10 protein-coding genes are annotated in these 16506 nt (G+C 62.0%); 4 read left to right on the top strand and 6 right to left on the bottom strand.

What is annotated here, in order from left to right; all coding sequences use genetic code 11:
- Nucleotides 1–24: 24 nt before the first annotated feature.
- The 3 genes from EI171_RS36375 to EI171_RS36365 all read left to right on the top strand — a co-directional run bounded on the left by EI171_RS36375 (nt 25) and on the right by EI171_RS36365 (nt 3150).
- Nucleotides 25–1479 carry a lipopolysaccharide biosynthesis protein gene (locus tag EI171_RS36375; protein WP_011085157.1) on the top strand — a complete coding sequence of 485 codons (1455 nt, stop codon included), beginning with the start codon at nt 25–27 and terminating at the stop codon, nt 1477–1479.
- 31 nt (nt 1480–1510) lie between these two features.
- Nucleotides 1511–2062 carry a serine O-acetyltransferase gene (locus EI171_RS36370; protein WP_161536151.1) on the top strand — a complete coding sequence of 184 codons (552 nt, stop codon included), beginning with the start codon at nt 1511–1513 and terminating at the stop codon, nt 2060–2062.
- Between the two features lie 356 nt (nt 2063–2418).
- Nucleotides 2419–3150: a bifunctional 2-polyprenyl-6-hydroxyphenol methylase/3-demethylubiquinol 3-O-methyltransferase UbiG gene (locus tag EI171_RS36365; protein ID WP_028174315.1), complete on the top strand. Its 732-nt coding sequence runs from the start codon at nt 2419–2421 to the stop codon at nt 3148–3150.
- Between the two features lie 69 nt (nt 3151–3219).
- Here EI171_RS36365 and EI171_RS36360 read toward each other — a convergent pair whose 3' ends face one another.
- On the bottom strand, nt 3220–7581 hold the full coding sequence (locus EI171_RS36360) for an RHS repeat protein (RefSeq protein ID WP_161536150.1): 4362 nt from the start codon (nt 7579–7581) through the stop codon (nt 3220–3222).
- Nucleotides 7582–8455: 874 nt separating this feature from the next.
- Between EI171_RS36360 and EI171_RS36355 the strand changes: the two genes are divergently transcribed.
- Nucleotides 8456–9676 (top strand): glycosyltransferase family 4 protein, encoded by a 1221-nt coding sequence (locus EI171_RS36355; protein WP_231166654.1) that lies wholly within the window; start codon nt 8456–8458, stop codon nt 9674–9676.
- Here the strand turns inward: EI171_RS36355 and EI171_RS36350 are convergent.
- From EI171_RS36350 to EI171_RS36330, 5 genes are all read right to left on the bottom strand, one after another.
- Nucleotides 9673–11070, bottom strand: coding sequence for a hypothetical protein (locus tag EI171_RS36350; protein WP_161536149.1), 1398 nt, complete (start codon nt 11068–11070; stop codon nt 9673–9675). The genes EI171_RS36355 and EI171_RS36350 overlap by 4 nt on opposite strands.
- A gap of 71 nt (nt 11071–11141) precedes the next feature.
- Nucleotides 11142–12353, bottom strand: coding sequence for a glycosyltransferase family 4 protein (locus EI171_RS36345; RefSeq protein WP_161536148.1), 1212 nt, complete (start codon nt 12351–12353; stop codon nt 11142–11144).
- Between the two features lie 56 nt (nt 12354–12409).
- Nucleotides 12410–13606 (bottom strand): glycosyltransferase family 4 protein, encoded by a 1197-nt coding sequence (locus tag EI171_RS36340; protein WP_161536147.1) that lies wholly within the window; start codon nt 13604–13606, stop codon nt 12410–12412.
- 33 nt (nt 13607–13639) lie between these two features.
- The gene (locus EI171_RS36335) at nt 13640–14932 is read right to left on the bottom strand and encodes a hypothetical protein (RefSeq protein ID WP_161537144.1); all 1293 of its coding nucleotides are present in this window, start codon (nt 14930–14932) and stop codon (nt 13640–13642) included.
- A 159-nt stretch (nt 14933–15091) separates the two neighbouring features.
- Nucleotides 15092–16321 (bottom strand): polysaccharide biosynthesis/export family protein, encoded by a 1230-nt coding sequence (locus EI171_RS36330; protein ID WP_039183945.1) that lies wholly within the window; start codon nt 16319–16321, stop codon nt 15092–15094.
- Between the last annotated feature and the right edge of the window lie 185 nt (nt 16322–16506).

Here is a 16506-nt window from a genome sequence, read left to right as displayed (position 1 = left end):
GCCGGATCACATGCGGGTAACGTCATGATCATCAAGAATCTGCTCTCGATGTCGAGCGTGAACGTCGTGAAGTCGGCGGTTCAGTTCCTCATCACGCTGCTGATCACCTATTTCGTGACGCCGACGGAATTCGGGCTCGTGGCGTTTTCGCTGCCGTTCATCGCCTTCATCTCCATGCTGACCGACCTCGGGCTGTCGAGCGCGATGATCCAGAGGACGTCGCTTACGAAGGAGGAGGCCGGTGCGGCGACGACGCTGATGGTCGCGATCGGGATCGGCTGTGCATTGGTGCTGGCCGCCGCATCGAAGCCGCTCGGAGCCGCCGTCGACATGCAGGGACTGCCGGCCGTGCTGGCCGCGCTCTCCGGTTCGGTCGTCTTGTCCATTTCCGCGATGGGACCGCGTGCGGTTCTGGAGCGCTCGCTGCAATATCAAACGATCGCCCTGATCGAAGCCGGGGCCGCGATGGCGTCCGCGACGGTGGGCGTGGTCGGCGCCCTGCTCGGGTGGGGGATCTGGGCGTTGATCGCGTACTATGTCCTGATGCAGGCGGTGCGCGCCGTCGCGTTCTATGTGAACACCAGACGCCACATTCATCTGAACTTCAAATGGCGCGGCGTCGCCCTGATGCTGTCGTTCGGCGGCTGGGTGCTGGCCTCGAACGTCCTCAACTTCACTGCCAGAAACGTCGGCAATCTCCTGATCGGCGCCAAGTTGGGCGCGGCGGCGGTCGGCCTGTTCGGTCTCGCCTTCCAGTTCATGACGCTTCCGCTGATGATTCTCTCCTGGCCGGGCGGAGGGGTTCTCATGGCCACCTTGAGCCGGATGAGCGGCGAGCGGGAACAGGACCGGCGCAAGGCGGCAATTTGCGCGGTGCTCGGCATGACGGCGATGATCACGTTCCCGGCGATGATCTATCTGACCTTCGGGCTGAAATATCCCGTTGCGACATTCCTTTCGCCGCATTGGCAGGAGGTGCTGCCGCTGATCGCCATTCTCGCGCCGGCGGGTGCCGCGCAGTCGATTGCGGCCTATGCCGGCCCGATCCTGCTGGCCCACAACCAGGCGCGGCTCCAGTTCTGGGTGAGCAGCGCCAATAGCGCCAGCATGATTCTTGCTTTTGTCGTCGCACTGCCGTTCGGACTCACGGCCGTCGCCGTGGTGTACCTCGTCGTGTCGATCCTGGTTTGCGCTTTCATGCTGATGATCGGAGCCCGCAACTGCGGGGTTCCCTATGCGTCGTTGTTCGGTTCCCTGATGCCCGCCACCGTGGGGACGTCCCTGGGGACGTTGTGCGCGCTCGTGGCGACGAAGGGCGAGGTCGCAAGTCTGTCGCATTGGCTGATCGCGACGGCCGTTTATGCGGTCGTCGTGCTTTGCAGCTACGTGATATTCAGGCGTCGTATCTGGAACAGCATGCAGTCGCTGCTCGGCGGGTCGGTTCCGCCGATGCAGGCAAATCTTCCCTCGGCAGGTTAGTAGAGATCGGTTGATGTCTTCAGGAGAGGGAATGGACGACAAGTCCCAGCCGGGAATTCCGTGGCGCGAGGACCTGATGGCAAACACCGGCAGGTCCGGCGTTGGAGCCGCTATCGTCGCCTTGCTGACGAGCCCGGGCTTCGCCGTGATCACGACGTGGCGGATCGCCAAGATGCTGCGCTTCCGGACGCGCTGGGGTCATCAGATCACCTGGCTGCTCGTGAGGGCGCTGATGCGGCGAGGCTGCTACATCTCGGTTCTCGCAGAAATCGGTCCGGGACTGATCCTGCCGCATCCGACCGGAGTCGTGATCGGCGAGGGGGCGCGGATCGGCCGTTCCGTGATGCTGTATCACAACGTCACGCTTGGCCGGCGCGCCTGGGATGAGCCGGGTTGTCCGACCATCGGGGACGATGCCGTCATCTATACCGGTGCCGTAATCGTCGGCCCCATTTCGATTGGCGCAGGAGCAAACGTCGCCGCCAACGCGGTTGTGACGCGTGACGTTCCGCCGCGTTCCGTCGCTGCGGGAGCACCTGCGCGGGTCGTGCGCTCGGAAGCACCCGATCGGATGCGCGCTTAAAGCAGCAAGGCGGGGCCCAGGGCCCTGCTGGTTATCGGGGCATTGCGCTCGAAAGAGGCTCTTGTTCAACACCTGCTTTTCGGGCGGTTCAGTGTTGTTCGGAACCGTCATCCGTTCCGCGCTGCTCGTTTGTTCGCGGACCGGCGAACCGTCCTACGCATGGGCCTGAGCAGGTTCCATTGGTTCGAGCGATGTCGCGTCCGGCCATGATGCGACAGGCGGCAAATTGCATAGATTCCGGCCATCATCGTGACGTCCTTCTAATCGGCCTTGGCGGCAAAGCGGTCACAATTCTGATTGCTGGCTATGTATAGTTGTGTCGGGAAACGTCTAATCATGTAACCGAGGGCCAGCCGATGTCGTCGATCATTACCGATTTTTCGCAAGTCTATCCCTATCTCGACGGCTCGAAATTCAAAGACACCATCGTCGTGCAGTATCGGGGCGACGGCGACGTCAGATACAGATGCGACGTCCTGGTGGACATCTGTCGGGGCAAGCGGGTCTTGCATGTCGGGTGCTGTGACCATCTGCCGCTCATCAAGCGCAAGATCGACAACCGGGATTGGCTGCACGGCCTGATTACGGAATGTTCCGAATACACCGTCGGCGTCGATATCGATGCGGACGCGGTGCGGGAAGCGTCACGAGTTTCCGGCCTCGACAACATGGTCGCGGGAGACGTGACGTCGGGTCAAAAGATCGAAGCAATATCCGGCCGGAAGTTCGACATCGCCGTGTTCGGCGAAGTCGTCGAGCACATTCCCAACCCGGTCTCGTTCCTGTCGCGCTTCAGGGAGAACTACGGCGACGTCGTCGACCAGATCGTGATCACCGTTCCGAACGCCTTCAGGGGCGGCAACATCAAGGGTATCCTGAAGAACGTCGAGACGATCAACAGCGATCACCGGTTCTTCTTCACGCCCTATACGATCGCCAAGGTCGCAATCGATGCCGGGTATGCGCCGGTCGAGGTGAAGATGGCGACCTTCATGCGCGCCGGAATGCTGAAGTCGATGCTGCTGCGGCAGCTTCCGCTGCTCGCAGAGGACATCATCTTCATCGGTGCGGCCACGCGGCCGCACTGACGTCGTTTCATCCGTTCATCCGTGTTCCGCCATCGGGCCGGCAGGCGTACCTGCCGGCCCGATGCGTCGTCAGACGAACAGGAAGTTGCCGTGATCGAGCGTCGCCGAATTCACATTCTTCAGCAGGATGGAATCGGCCGAGGTGAGCTGGATCAGCGTGTCGGAGCCCGATTGCGAAATCTGGAGGTGGCTGTAGTCGGCCACCAGTGATTTCAGGATTTCGATCGTGTCGTGGTTGGACGCGGTTCCGGCGTGGAAGCTCTTGATCTGGTCGTTGCCGCCGTCGAACATGACGGTAGTCGTGCCCGGTGCGGAGGAGAAGACGTCGTTGCCGGTGCCGCCGGCCAGCGTCAGTCCCGCAGTCACGGCCGTGACGGTGTGGGTGCCGTCGGTGTTGAGGACGTCGATCGAGAGCAGCGAGCCGCTGGTATTGTAGCTGTCGTGTTCGACGGCGCCCGGCAGGCCGGAGACCTTGAACTTGAAGACATCCGTCGTTCCGTCGGCGTTGTTGAGGGTCTCGGTCGTCTTGACCCCGGTAGAGTCGTAGACATCGGTGACCTTGCTGCCGTCCGACTTGATGACTTGCGTGTAGTCGAGCGTGCCGTCTGCGTGCGAACGGATGAGCGACGTCATCTTGCCCGCAGCGTCGATGTGCTGCTGCTCCGTGACGTAGCTCTTGCCGGTGATGTTGTAGATCGTGTTGTCGTGCGAGCCGTCGGTGTTGTTGGCATAAACCGCGGTCTTGACGCCCGACGTGTACACCGTCGTCGAGTTCGAGCCGTCTTTGTTCAGCACGTAGTCGCTGGTCAGGCTGCCGCTGCTGTCGAACAGCTTCGTCTCCTTGGAGCCGTCGGCGTTGACGACGTAGATCGAAGCGTTCAACCCGTTCGCGTAGTTCGTGGTCGTGACGTCGCCGCCCGCTGTCTTGTGGATCTCCTGGCTCAGGGCTCCCGACGAATCATAATTGTCCGTCGTGGTCGAGCCATCGGTTGAGTTGAGGATCTCGCTGGTCTTGTGGCCGGTGCTGTCATAGAGGTCGGTGACCTTGCTGCCGTCGCTGTTGATCACCTGCTTGTAGGCAAGCGTGTCATCGGCATGGAGGCGGGTCAGGGTCGTGAGCGTGCCGGCCGCGGTGAGGTGCTGGATCTCGGTCGTGTAGCTCTGGCCCGTGATGTTGTAGAAGGAGTTGTCATGGCTGCCGTCAACATTGGTGACATAGAGCTTGGTCTTGACGCCGGCCGAATAGACCGTGTTCGAGGACGAGCCATCCTTGTTCTGGACCAGGTCGCTGGCGATCTTTCCGCTGGAATCGTACAGCTTGGTGTCCTTTGACCCGTCGGCGTTGACGACGTAGACCGACGCCAGCAGCGAGCCATTGTAGTTGGTCGTGGTGGTGTTGCCGGAACTCGTCGTGACGATCTCCTGTTTCAGTGCTCCGGACGCCGCGTCATAGATGTCGGTCGTCGTGGCCGACGACGTGACGGTGACGACGGAGATCTTGTGACCCGTGGAGTCGTACTGGGTCGTGACCTTGCTGCCGTCGCTGTTCAGCACCTGGCTATAGGCCATCGTGCCGTCGGCGTGGGTGCGGCTGACCAGCAGCAGCTTTCCGCTCGGGTCGATGTGGTCGTGCTCGGTCGTGTAGGACTGGCCGGTGATGTTGTAATAGTAGTTGTCGCGGCTGCCGTCGGCGTTGGTGACGTAGGCCTTGGTCTTGACACCGGCCGTGTAGACCGTGTTCGAGGACGAGCCGTCCGTGTTCTGAACCAGGTCCCCCGAGATGATGCCGTTGGAGTCGTAGAGCTTCGATTCCTTCGAGCCGTCGGCGTTCACCACGTAGACCGACACCAGCAGCGAGCCGTTATAGTTGGTCGTTGTCACGTTGCCGGAGGTCGTCTGCACGACCGTCTGCTTGAGGACGCCGGCGGTGGTGTAGAAATCGGTCGTGGTGGCCGTCGACGTCGTGGTGACGACCGAGGTCTTGTGACCCGTGGAGTCGTACTGGGTCGTAACCTTGCTGCCGTCGCTGTTGAACACCTGGCTGTAGGCCATGGTGCCGTCGGCATGGGTCCGGCTGACCGACAGCAGCTTGCCGCTTGCGTCGAGATGATCGTGCTCGCTGGTGTAGGACTGGCCGGTGATGTTGTAATAATAGTTGTCGAGGCTGCCGTCGGCGTTGGTGACGTAGGTCTTGGTCTTGACACCGGCCGTGTACAGTGTGTTCGAGGACGAGCCATCAGCATTCTGGATCAGGTCGCTCGCGATGATGCCTTGGGCGTCGTACAATTTCGACTCTTTTGACCCGTCGGCGTTGACGACGTAGACCGACACCAGCAACGAGCCGTTGTAGTTCGTCGTGGTGACGTTGCCGGAGGTCGTCTGCACGACCGTCTGCTTGAGGACGCCGGCCGTGGTGTAGAAATCGGTCGTGGTCGCCGACGCCGTGACGGTGATCACCGAGGTCTTGTGGCCCGTGGAGTCGTACTGGGTCGTGACCTTGCTGCCGTCGCTGTTGTAGACTTGGCTGTAGGCCATGGAGCCGTCGGTATGCGTGCGGACGACGGACAGCAGTCTTCCGCTCGCGTCGAGCTGGTCGTGCTCGGTCGTGTAGGACTGGCCGGTGATGTTGTAATAGTAGTTGTCGTGAGTGCGGTCGGCATTGGTGACATAGACCTTGGTCTTGACGCCGGCCGTGTAGAGCGTGTTCGAGGACGATCCGTCCTTGTTCTGGACGAGGTCCGCGATCAGATTGCCGCTTGCATCGTAGGTCTTGGTGTCCTTGTCGCCGATCGGCGAGACCGTGACGTCACGCACCATCTTCCCGTCGGTATAGGCGATGTTCTCCGACGAGCCGTCGGTATTGAGCGTGACCTTGCTGGTGATGACGCCGTTCGTGAAGTTGGACGTGCTGGTCGATACAAGCCTTGCCGAGGAGTCGTAGACCCTGGTCACGCTCCAGGTATCGGTCGAGTTGGTGACGGAGAACTGGTAGCCGCCCTGGATCGCCGCCAGCGCGTTGGTATAGTGCGAGATCATGTACTCCATGGTCGCGATCGAGGCGACCGGAAGCACGTGCGTGTCGGTGAGCGTGATGGTCTGAAGCGAGGTCGAGGCGTTCAGCTCGGACATCTGCGACACGATGTCCTCGGCGGTTCCGCTGACGTCGGTCACGGCGGGCGGTGTCGTGCCGCCTCCTGTCGGAGCGTCGATCTCGATGATCAGGGGATGATCCGTGATCGGAACCACGATCTGGCTGACGTCGGTGTAGGTGGCGATCGGCGAACTGCCCTTCAGCGGGTCGTAAACGTTGATCAGATGGTGGACGCTGCCGAGGTTCACCGTGACCGAACTGGTTGGGTTCGAGATCTCGGTGTCGGTGGCGTCGTTCCAGATCTTGGGTTCCGCCCAGACCACCAACTCGTAGGCGCCGTTGCTCTTGCCGAGAACCATGCTGTTCCCGGACGCCGGCAGACCGTCGAGCGTGTAGTTCAGCGAAGCCGTCGGCGTGTGGCCGCCGGTGCCGTCGTCAGCCAGGATTGTCGTCAGATTGTGGATCGCGGTCGCCGCCAGCTTCGGGGTTCCGTCGCCGTTGAACAGGCCCCAGTGCGATTCCGGATCGGTGGGGTCGTTGCTCGCCGAAGCGTCGAGCAGCTGATAGAGATAGGTGGTGCTGACGCCGTCCTTGTAGGCGTCGACCAGCGTGTTCAGGATCGACTTGGCCTGCACGTTTTCGCTGGCGCCAACATAAGGTGTATCGCTCTTGGTCGTATAGCCGGTTTCCGTGATGACGACGGGATCGCCGGGTGTGATCGACGTCGCGTTGCCGAGCAGAGCCTGGAGGGCTGCCGCGGGGGTCAGGCTGGTGCTGACATAGGCGTGGGAGTTGGCGTAGTCGGTCGCTCCCGACATATCTCCAAGTTTGGCGTAGTCGGTCGTGTCGTTGTAGCCCAGTGACAGATTGTAGACGGGGATGTCCTTGAGCGCGGCGTCGGCCTTGATTGCGTTATAGTAGGCCGCCTGGAACTGTGCCGCGGCGGAAACGCTGGAGCTGCCGTTGTAGCTGAAGCCCTGGATGTTCGCCTCGTTGAGGCCTTCCAGCGCGATGACGCTGCCGGGATGACTGGCCGCAAACTCCTTGACGGACTCGAGATAGGCTTGGAGCGCTGCGGTTCCGCCTTCTGGAACACCCGACGGAACCACGAGATCGAATTTGTATCCGTCCTTCGCGAGTCCTTCGACGATCGGTTGCGCCTCGGGGCTCGTGGCGAGTCCGCCGCGCAGTTTGGTCACCCCGAGATATTTGAGGTCGTCCTCTACGAGGGCGAGGTTGTCGTAGGCGCCCCACGAATAACCGACATGGACATTGACGCCGATGGAACTGATGAAGGTGCTCGCCGACAGGATCGTTTGATCTGGTGATGCGGTGGTCATCGGTATTTCAGAGCCTTTTCTGGAACGCGAGAGTTCGTTGCCGCCTGTGTCCGTCGTATCGGCCAATCTCTGTTTTTCGAGTTGGTGAGATCGGTAAAAATGGAAGCACCCCGGAGATTCTCTCGCCGAGACTTTCCTGCGCGACGCTCACAGCGCACGAATCTGCTTAGACTGAGCTTCATCTGTGAAGACCACGCTAATGTGCTTGCAGCATGACGTCGCGATGGCGATGCAACGACGATGTTCGAGCGATGTTGTGCCGATGCCTAATCGCAACGCATTTGCTTCTCGTGCGGGCAGATTTGTTTCCAATGTCTTGCGTCAAGTGCTGTTAGGAGTCGTAGAAACACGGATCAAGCGTCGAATGTGACACTTGGTCTTGCGCCGAAGTCGACTGGAGCCTTCCAAATTTTCCCGAGAAGCTGGCAAGCAGTGCCACGGCACTTTCGCACGCAATTTTTTTTCTTCTCTCCTGGTGTTGTGGTGGTCGCGTCGATGTCGATGAAATTTTCGTCTGCCTTCCGAACGGGCAGGGGGTGATCTTCACTGGCATTGAAGCGGGAGGTCGAACGAACGACACGATCGGACGGGCGCGCGTCGCGGAGGCGGGGCGAATATCGAGGATGTGCAACCTGGCGTTGCTTTCGCGATCCGCGTGGCAGGCTCACCCCGACCGAGGCGGCGGGGGCGCGTGAAGGCAACGTCGAGCGATGCGGCCATGCCGGGCGGAGTGTCGCAGATCCGCAACGTCAATATGTTAGGCGCGCAAAGCTATGGCGGGCAAACCGCTGGCACGGCACGAATTTTGCCGCTAAGCACTGGTTAAAGTCTCGTTGATCGAACGGAGTAGAAGGCCATTCCTATGCAGGATCCCATGTCGGGCGCCCCGAATGTCATGTTTCTGGTTGAGGTCGTGAATTGCAATGACGGGATTGCATCCTATTGCGAGACCTTGGCCACGGGGCTGCACGCCCGCGGCGTGCAGATCCACCTGGTCTCCGGCATCGTGCGGTCGGACGAGAAGTCCGAATACAAGCGCCAGAAGCTGGCGGCGGCGGTCAAGCAGTGGCACGTCGTTCCCGGACTTCGCAAGCTGCCCTCGCTGTCGATCTTCATGCAGCTCTGGAAGCTGATCCGGGAGAACGACATCACCGTGATCAACGTCCATGGGCTCGGCATGCTGATGTGGGGCAGGCTGCTCTCCCTGCTCACCGGCGCGCGCTGCGTCGCGACCTATCACCCCTCGGTGCTCGGGAACATCGAGAAGGTGCAGAATGCGCCGCAATCGACTTTCAGCCCGGTCCAGATCCTGTTCTTCAATCTTTTCTTTCCGCACACCCTCATCCTGATGTCGGAGGAATCGCTCCGGCATCTCAGGCGCTACGTCTTGTTCGGCAAGAACCGGATCGCCAAGGTGTATGGCGGCGTCGATACGGTGCATTTTCGGCCGCCGTCGGATGCCGAGCGCCGCGATGCGCGCGCGAAATTCGGGGTTGCCGAGGGTGAGTTCATGTGCCTGCTGGCGGCCCGTCTCGCCTGGGTGAAGGGCCATGATTTGCTCATCAAGGCGGCGCGCAGGATCCGCGACAGCGCCAGTCCTTCGCCCATCGACATCAAATGCTACTTCGTCGGCAGCGGCGGTGCCGAGCGCGAGAAGGAAATCAAGTCGTTTGCCTTCGCCGACGAGAAGGACAAGGACACGTTCAAGTTCCTCGGATTCATGGGCGACGTCCGCGAAATCCTCTGGGCCGCCGATGTGTTCGCGCTGCCGAGCCGGTTCGAAGGTTTCCCGCTCGGCGTCGCCGAGGCCATGGCGACGGGGCTGGTCCCGGTGCGGACCCCGGCAGGGGGCGCTTCGGACCAGATTATCGACGGCCAGACCGGCTTCATCGTGCCGTTCGAAGACGTCGACGCGCTCGTGGGGGCGCTCGAGAAGTTGGCCGATCCCGCGTTGCGCGCCGCGCTGTCGCGCAATGCTCTTGCGCGCGCCCAGCAATATTTCGGTGTCGGGCCGATGGTTGACCAGACCCTCAGGATCTACGGTTTGGCGGGCGATGCCAGCGGGAATCCGCTGGCCCATCCGATGCAGGCCTAGTTCGAACTGCGTGCCGAGGCCAGCAGATCGCCTCGCCACGTCACCAGGACGACGGCGAGCCCGGCGAAGGCGATCTTTCCCGCGAGCCAGAGCAGAGAGGCCGACGGAGCTGCCGCGAGCATGGCGATCGCGGCGGCCGCGACGGTTGCCTCCACGATCAGCAGCGCCCGTGGCGCAGCGCGGAACCGGATCAACGGGCCGCTGGCGAAGAGGATGATGAGTGCGGTGGCCAATGCCGCACTCGCGATTTGTCCGGCGACCGATATGTGCAGCAAGGCGCCGATCGAAGCGGCCGCCGATACCAGCACCAGCTGGCACGCCGCGACGACCACCAGCCTGGTGGCCGATTTGGTCAGATGCGGCACCACTGCGAGCGTGGCCTGAAGGTGAATGTGGAGGAAGTAGAAGACCGCCGCGACCGGCGCAGCGTTGAGAAAATCGACCAGCAGATCGGCCGGGACGAACAGATGCGCCGCATCGGGCAGAAGGCCGATCAGCCCCCCCAGCATCACGATCGTCGCGCAGAGGATGAAGTCGAGCATGCGGGCGGTTGCTCTGCGCGCCTCTCCGTCGATGTCGCGCTCGAACTGCACGACGACATTGGGGTAGCTGACGGTGTGAATGGCGGTCACCAGAACGGAGAACGGCCGCTGCAGGAGGTCGATCGCCATCGAAAAACCGGCGGCTCCCGTCGACGTCCGTCCGAGCGTGGCGATCACGATCAGGCGCAAGGTGACGGGGACGGAGAGATGGATGACGGAGGCGGCCGCGGCCATGATGCCGTATCGGCAGAAATTGCGCCAATCCGTCAGCAGGGCGTGTCGCGACGCCCGCTGTAGCGAGGTGCGATGCACGATCAGGCTCACCAGAAGCGCCGCGCAGTAGCCCGCGGCGATGCCGCACAGCGTCGCCGCCGCGGTGCCGTAGAGCAGCGCCGCCGTGACGGCGCCGGCCAGGAGCACGCTGGCGCGCAGGATCAGGAGGACGGATGCGGTCGCCAGCCGATCGGACACGCGCACGATCATGAAGTACAGGTCGGTGGCGCCCTGTAGCACGGCCATCGCCAGCGCGAGGGCGACGACGCTTGTCTCGAGCGTGCCCACCAGCCCCGCCACGCTGCCGACGAGCAGCAGAACCAGCGCGCTGAGCAGTCCCGCGCTGAACAGCGAGAATCGCAGACGCGCCGCCTCTTCTCCGGAAGCGGCGGCGAGGAAGCGAACGCCGGCCAGTTGCAGCCATTCGAACACGAAGACGCAGAACAACTGGCTCGCCGCCAGTGCCAGCGAAAACGAGGTGTATTGGGCTGGCGAGAGGATATGGCTGACGGCGAAGATCAGAATGATCGCGGATGCACTCTGGTAGATGTAGCTGCCGAATGCGAGCAGGCTGATCATTTCTGGCTACGCGTGAAGGAAAACATGGCGGGATGATTGAAGGCCGTCGGTGGCATCTGCGTCCGCCCCCATTACGTGCGAGGCACGCCGCGGCCGCGCATGAGCTGGTCGTAGACGTTGCGATAGCCGGTGACCACGTCGTCAAAGGCCCATTTGTTGATGCCGGATTTCAATCGTCCGCTCATCTCCACGATCTGCTGGGGAGCCTCGACGATCGCCGAAATGCTCTTGGCGATCGAGTCCGGATCGGGAGACGTCAGCCAGCCGGTCAGGCCCGGCTTGATCGCCTCCTGGATGCCGCCGAACGGCGTGCCGAGCAGGGGCTTGCAGGCGGCCTGGGCATCGGCGACGACGAGCGGACTTGGATCTTCCCAGACCGAGGGGACGACCACGACGTTCACCTGTTCGTAAAACTCCTTCGGCTGCACGAAGCCGAGAAACTCGATCCGCGCATTGGGGGCGAGCCCCTTGATCTGCTTGCGCTGGCTCTCGGAGGCATGACCCGCGATGACGAGCCGGATCCGCTCAGGCGGGATCGTCGCGATGGCGCGAACCAGATTGTAGATGCCTTTTTCTTCGGTCAGTCGCCCGATGAATCCGAATGTGACGGTGCCGTCGAGCATCGCCGTCTCTTCGCTGCCGACGTCGGCCGTCGAGGCGTTTCGAATGACGATCTTCAGCGGTGTCTGCGTGAAGAGACCGAGCCCGGTATGGATGTCGAGAATGCGCTGGCTGACGCCGACGACGGCGTCCAGATGTCGCGTCGCCCCGCGGCGGCGAAAGGTCAGGATCTGGCAGCTCATGCAGCTTGCCTTGCAGGCGTGTCCGTCCGAGAAGCGCGAGCAGCGGGGGCAGGTGAGATAGTAGTCGTGAAGCGTGTGCAGGACCGGAATGCCCAGTTCCGCCGCGGTTCGCCACACCGCCGTCGTCAGGCCGGAGAGATTGTTGGAATGCAGGATGTCCGGTTTGAATGCCTTGATCCTGGCGGCGACGAGCTCCGACATCTGCTGCCAGTCCTCGATCGCGTGCCAGATGCCGCGCACGGGCGCGCTGTGCTGCTTGGCGAAGGGAAAGTAGATGTTGTGCACGGCCGCCGAGTGCACGTCGATGCCGTTGCAGGTCTCCATCTGCTGGTTCGGTGTGGAGGCAGCACGTATCACTTCCACGCTGTCGTTCTGGCCGACCAACGTCTCGGCGAGGCGACGGACGAAAGTTTCCGCGCCACCGACCACCTTCGGAGCCAACGGCGTCGGATAGAGGGATGACGTGATAAGGATCTTCATCGAAAAGGTCTGTCCAGCTATCCTGCCAAATGGCTTCGTGAAATCTCCGTTTCGGCCTATTGCCGGCTCGTTCGACTGTTATTCAAATAGACGTCCAAATATTGACCTGTCACTGAATCGGCAGAGAACCTCTCGGCAAACCCGGGCTGCGGAGGCCGGGCGAGCTTCCAGCGTGATCTCTCGTTGACGGCCTTCAGCATCAGTTCTCCCAGTCGCTTATGATCGTTGGGCTCGTAGGACCCAACCATGTTGGAAAACCCCGCGATCTCGGGAATCCCTCCGGCTGTGGAGCAAATAGTTGCCCGGCCGGCGTTGATGCTTTCGATCAACGTCCGGGGCAGCGGCTCCGGCCAGACCGAACTCACCAGGCATACGTCGATGCCGGCATAGAATTCGGCGGCCTTTGCAAAGCCAAGCCATTCGACGTTCCTCCCGCTGCGGCTTTTGAGCCCCCGGACGTAATCCTCAAGCCCCTTTCCGGCAATTTTCAGTTGCCATCCCCGGTCGGGGAGCTGCTCGGCGGCTCTTAGTACCACTTCGATACCTTTTTCCGCCTCGAGCCGGCCGATGAACCCGAATATCAGGTCATCCGAGCTCGAGGGAGGTGAGGGTACTACGGAGCTTGGATCGGCGATGTTGAAGATGACCCTGCCATCGGTGCCCGGGAAGTATTTCAGCCTGGTATGCTGGTCGAGCACGAACTGGCTGTTCGAGACCACCGCATCGACCATGCGCGAGGCCAGCAGATAGGGAGACGTCATGGCCGCGCAGAGGGTGCAGCGCTGCGCACATGTCGCGTCCCCGCGAAACAACGTCGAGCGTTTGCAGAGCAGGGAATAGTCGCGCAAGGTGTGCACGATCCGGATGTTGCGCCGCCTGGCTTCCGCCCACAACGAGACCGAAAATCCGGTGAGGTTGTTGGTGTGGACGACCTCGGGCTTTTCGAGATCGAGAATTTCGGCGAAGCGCGCTGCGGACTTGCGATTCCACGTGTCCTGGAGATGCCACTTCAGGCGCTGGACCGAGGAGGGCTTCCTGTCGTTGCCGAACGGCCAGTAGTCGTTGTCCAGCGGCACCCGGTAGATGCGCACGCCCCTGAGCTCGTTGACGGTGCGATCCTGCTTGTTCTGAAGGCAGACCACGGCAACCTGGTGGCCGCGCTGAACCAGCGCCTCCGCGAGCAGCGACACAGACACTTCGGCGCCGCCGATGATTTCGGGCGGATAGAGCGTGTTAACGATCAGTATCTTCAAGGATAGCCCCGGATTGCGCAGTCCGCCGCAGCGTCAGTTCGATGGCCGAATCTCGAAATCCGGCACGGCCGTGCCCTTGACACTGACAAGCAGGGGCGTCGTCGATAACGCCGTCCAGGCGCCGGCGGCAGGGCCCGGTGCTTGCTGACATACATAGCTGATCTCGGCATTCGGTTCCGCATTTTTTAATCGAACTTCGAAGCGCTTCGACGGATTCTCCGACCAGAGCGCCACTTTCGTCTCGGATCCGCTGTCACTGCGGATCTGCACGACGCCCGGCATCGGCGTGGTTCGCGCCGCCTTCAGGCTCGTGCGGATGAAGGCCCAGCTTTCGCGAATGGAACACACCGCGGGCTTCGGCGAATTGTCGAAATGATAGATGCCGAAATTGTCCTCGAGTTCGCCGGGCTTCGTCCCGCTGTCCTTGAGCTCGTAGAGCCATATCCCCTTGAGCCAGGGACCCGCGGTCGATGACCAGAGGATGATCTGCGCCATGTTGTCGGCCGAGAGCTGCTCGTTCACGCCGCATTTCGCGGTCGGGGTCGGCCAGCCCGTTTCGGTCAGGTAGATCGGATAGTTCGGATTGCCGGTCGCCTGTGCGACGCGTTGATGAAAATTTTCCAACCGCTCGATCGCTTCAGCCGCGGTGCGCCCGGCCGGCGGCAGGCAATGGTTGTAGATGTGGATGGACATGCCGTCGGCGATGCGAGGCAGGTCGGTCTTCAGCAGGGCGTCGGTCCATTTCCAGCCCGGATCGTCGCCGAGTGCGCCCACCACGAAGGGCGCAGACGGCGCCGCCTGCTTGACCGCCGGCTGCACCAAACGGGCAAGCGTCACGTAATTTTCGACCGTGAATTGCGGCTCTGCGCGCGCTCGGAGATTGTACTCGTTCCACAATTCGAAGATGGGCTGCCGCGCTGCGACCGCTTGCGCGGCCGCCGCAGCATAGGTGACGAATCTCTGGCGCGCTTCGTCGGTCGTCGGCGGATCGGAGTTCGGGACGAGGTGATGGCCGGCTCCGAGGATGAGCAGAGGAATTCCGACGCCGGACCTGATCTGGGTCTCGAGGCGGCCGTTCAGGGCGTTGAAGCCGAGCCGCTTGCCGGGCAACTCGAAATCCGACCAGGGGAAGTCGTCCCGGAACGCGGTGACCCCGAGCTCCTTCATTTGCTTGATGGCCGTCGCAGGTACGTAACCGCGAGCACTGGTGACGCCGCCCAGGCCCTGGTGCGTACCGACGCCCAGCAGGAAACGCTGGTCGAGCGGTTGCGCGGTCTGCGCGTTCGCAGGATATGAGAGGCCGGTCGCGGCACAGAGACCGAACATCAGCATCCGGAAACGACGCAAGGCTCGTTTCCTCTTTGGCTCCGTCACGCTCGTATCCACTCCTGCTCGCGTCAACTCGACAAGGCTAATCCTCTTCTGTGGCCCGAATTGGGTGAGGCGACCTTGTCCGCGCGCCCCCACGGAGCGCGCCGAGTTGGGCTATTTGGAGTTCACGATCACCGTGCTGATGTTGTCCGCATTCGTGGTCGCCGCGTTCAGCGGGTTCATCAGCTTGACGAATTCGGTCGACGGCGATTCCGCCACCGAAATCACGTCATGATCGCGCATCCTGAACGTATCCGCCTGGAACCAGCCGTCGGGCTTGCTCATGTCGAACTTGTAGACGGCGGGGATCGTCTTGGTCGGGAACTGGGATACTTCGACCCCGATACGCTCCAGGAGCGGCTTCGGCTCGAAACGGTAGACGTAGATGGACTTGGAATCCGCACGGTTGCCATCGAGGCCGCCCGCCTTCGCGATGGCTTCAGCCAGCGACATGTTGTCGTTCTCGAACGAGAAGCGGCGATTGTTGGTGCCGCCGATCGATCCCGGCGATGGCGTCGAACCGAACACCATGTAGACGCGCGGAATGCGGGTCAGGAAGACGACGTCGCCCGGCGCGAGCAGGACGTCCTCGCCGGGGTGGTGCACCACGGTCGACATCGACTCATTGTAGGTGCGGCCCTCGCGCTTGATCGTGATCGTGCTCTCGTAGGAAGGGTATTTCGGGCCGCCGGCGCGCGCGATCGCGCCCATCAGGCGAATGCCGCCGGGGTCGACCGGAAAGCGGAGCGGCGAGTTGACCTCGCCGAGCACGCTGATCTGGTTGCCGCGCTGCTCGGCGACGCTCACGACCGCCTGCGGATCGATGGCGCGGTCCTTGAGGCGTTCGCGGATGATGTTCGACACGGCGCGCGGCGTCAGCCCGGCGACCTTGATCGATCCGGCGTACGGAATGTTGATGTTGCCGGACTGGTCGACCTGCTGGCGCGGAATGTCGACGAAGTTACCCGGCCGGACGCCCGCTTCGCGCGGAATGAACAGGCCGCCCGCCTGCGCTTCGTACACGGTCACGGTGACGATGTCGCCGATGCCGATCGTGACGTCGCGATAATTGCCGCCGGGAAGACGCGAGAACACCATCCCGGAGGAATCGGTGAAGGCGTTGGTCGCCTGAACGATCGCCGGATTGACCGGCATCAGGGCATAGGCGAGCGGTGCGGTCGGCTCGGTGACCAGCGCAGCGTTGGTCTGCGTGGCAACGGCATCCGGAGAGTCCAGAGGGATGAAGCCCGCGCAACCCGCCAGCGAGATGCCGACAGCAGCCAGCGCCAGGATTCGACTAATCCCGAAATCAAAAGAAAAACGTTCGGTCTTAGCCACCACCATTCCCTCGTACTCATTTAAAATCGGAATCACCGTACCAACCATCGTGCGGGTGAGTCACTGCTGCCTCTTCGACTTTATGGTAAAGCACTTATGGCTGTGACCTTATTGCAACTTGTGAACCGAGATACACGTCGGAATCGCTGTGCAAAATTTGTGCGCGACGTACTCTTTTATAAGCAGTTCGC

This window comes from Bradyrhizobium sp. LCT2 (assembly GCF_009931255.1).
Taxonomy (GTDB): Bacteria; Pseudomonadota; Alphaproteobacteria; order Rhizobiales; family Xanthobacteraceae; genus Bradyrhizobium; species Bradyrhizobium diazoefficiens.
Note: the sequence above shows the minus strand (reverse complement) of the source record. Positions and strands in the feature narration are given on the sequence as shown.

Excerpts from the sequence above, each read along its gene's own strand:
- EI171_RS36365 (WP_028174315.1), top strand. The coding sequence starts at position 2,419 with ATGTCGTCGATCATTACCGATTTTTCGCAAGTCTATCCCTATCTCGAC.
- EI171_RS36370 (WP_161536151.1), top strand. The coding sequence starts at position 1,511 with ATGGACGACAAGTCCCAGCCGGGAATTCCGTGGCGCGAGGACCTGATG.
- EI171_RS36335 (WP_161537144.1), bottom strand. The coding sequence starts at position 14,932 with ATGTTCGGTCTCTGTGCCGCGACCGGCCTCTCATATCCTGCGAACGCG.
- EI171_RS36330 (WP_039183945.1), bottom strand. The coding sequence starts at position 16,321 with ATGGTGGTGGCTAAGACCGAACGTTTTTCTTTTGATTTCGGGATTAGT.
- EI171_RS36355 (WP_231166654.1), top strand. The coding sequence starts at position 8,456 with ATGTCGGGCGCCCCGAATGTCATGTTTCTGGTTGAGGTCGTGAATTGC.
- EI171_RS36345 (WP_161536148.1), bottom strand. The coding sequence starts at position 12,353 with ATGAAGATCCTTATCACGTCATCCCTCTATCCGACGCCGTTGGCTCCG.
- EI171_RS36375 (WP_011085157.1), top strand. The coding sequence starts at position 25 with ATGATCATCAAGAATCTGCTCTCGATGTCGAGCGTGAACGTCGTGAAG.
- EI171_RS36360 (WP_161536150.1), bottom strand. The coding sequence starts at position 7,581 with ATGACCACCGCATCACCAGATCAAACGATCCTGTCGGCGAGCACCTTC.
- EI171_RS36350 (WP_161536149.1), bottom strand. The coding sequence starts at position 11,070 with ATGATCAGCCTGCTCGCATTCGGCAGCTACATCTACCAGAGTGCATCC.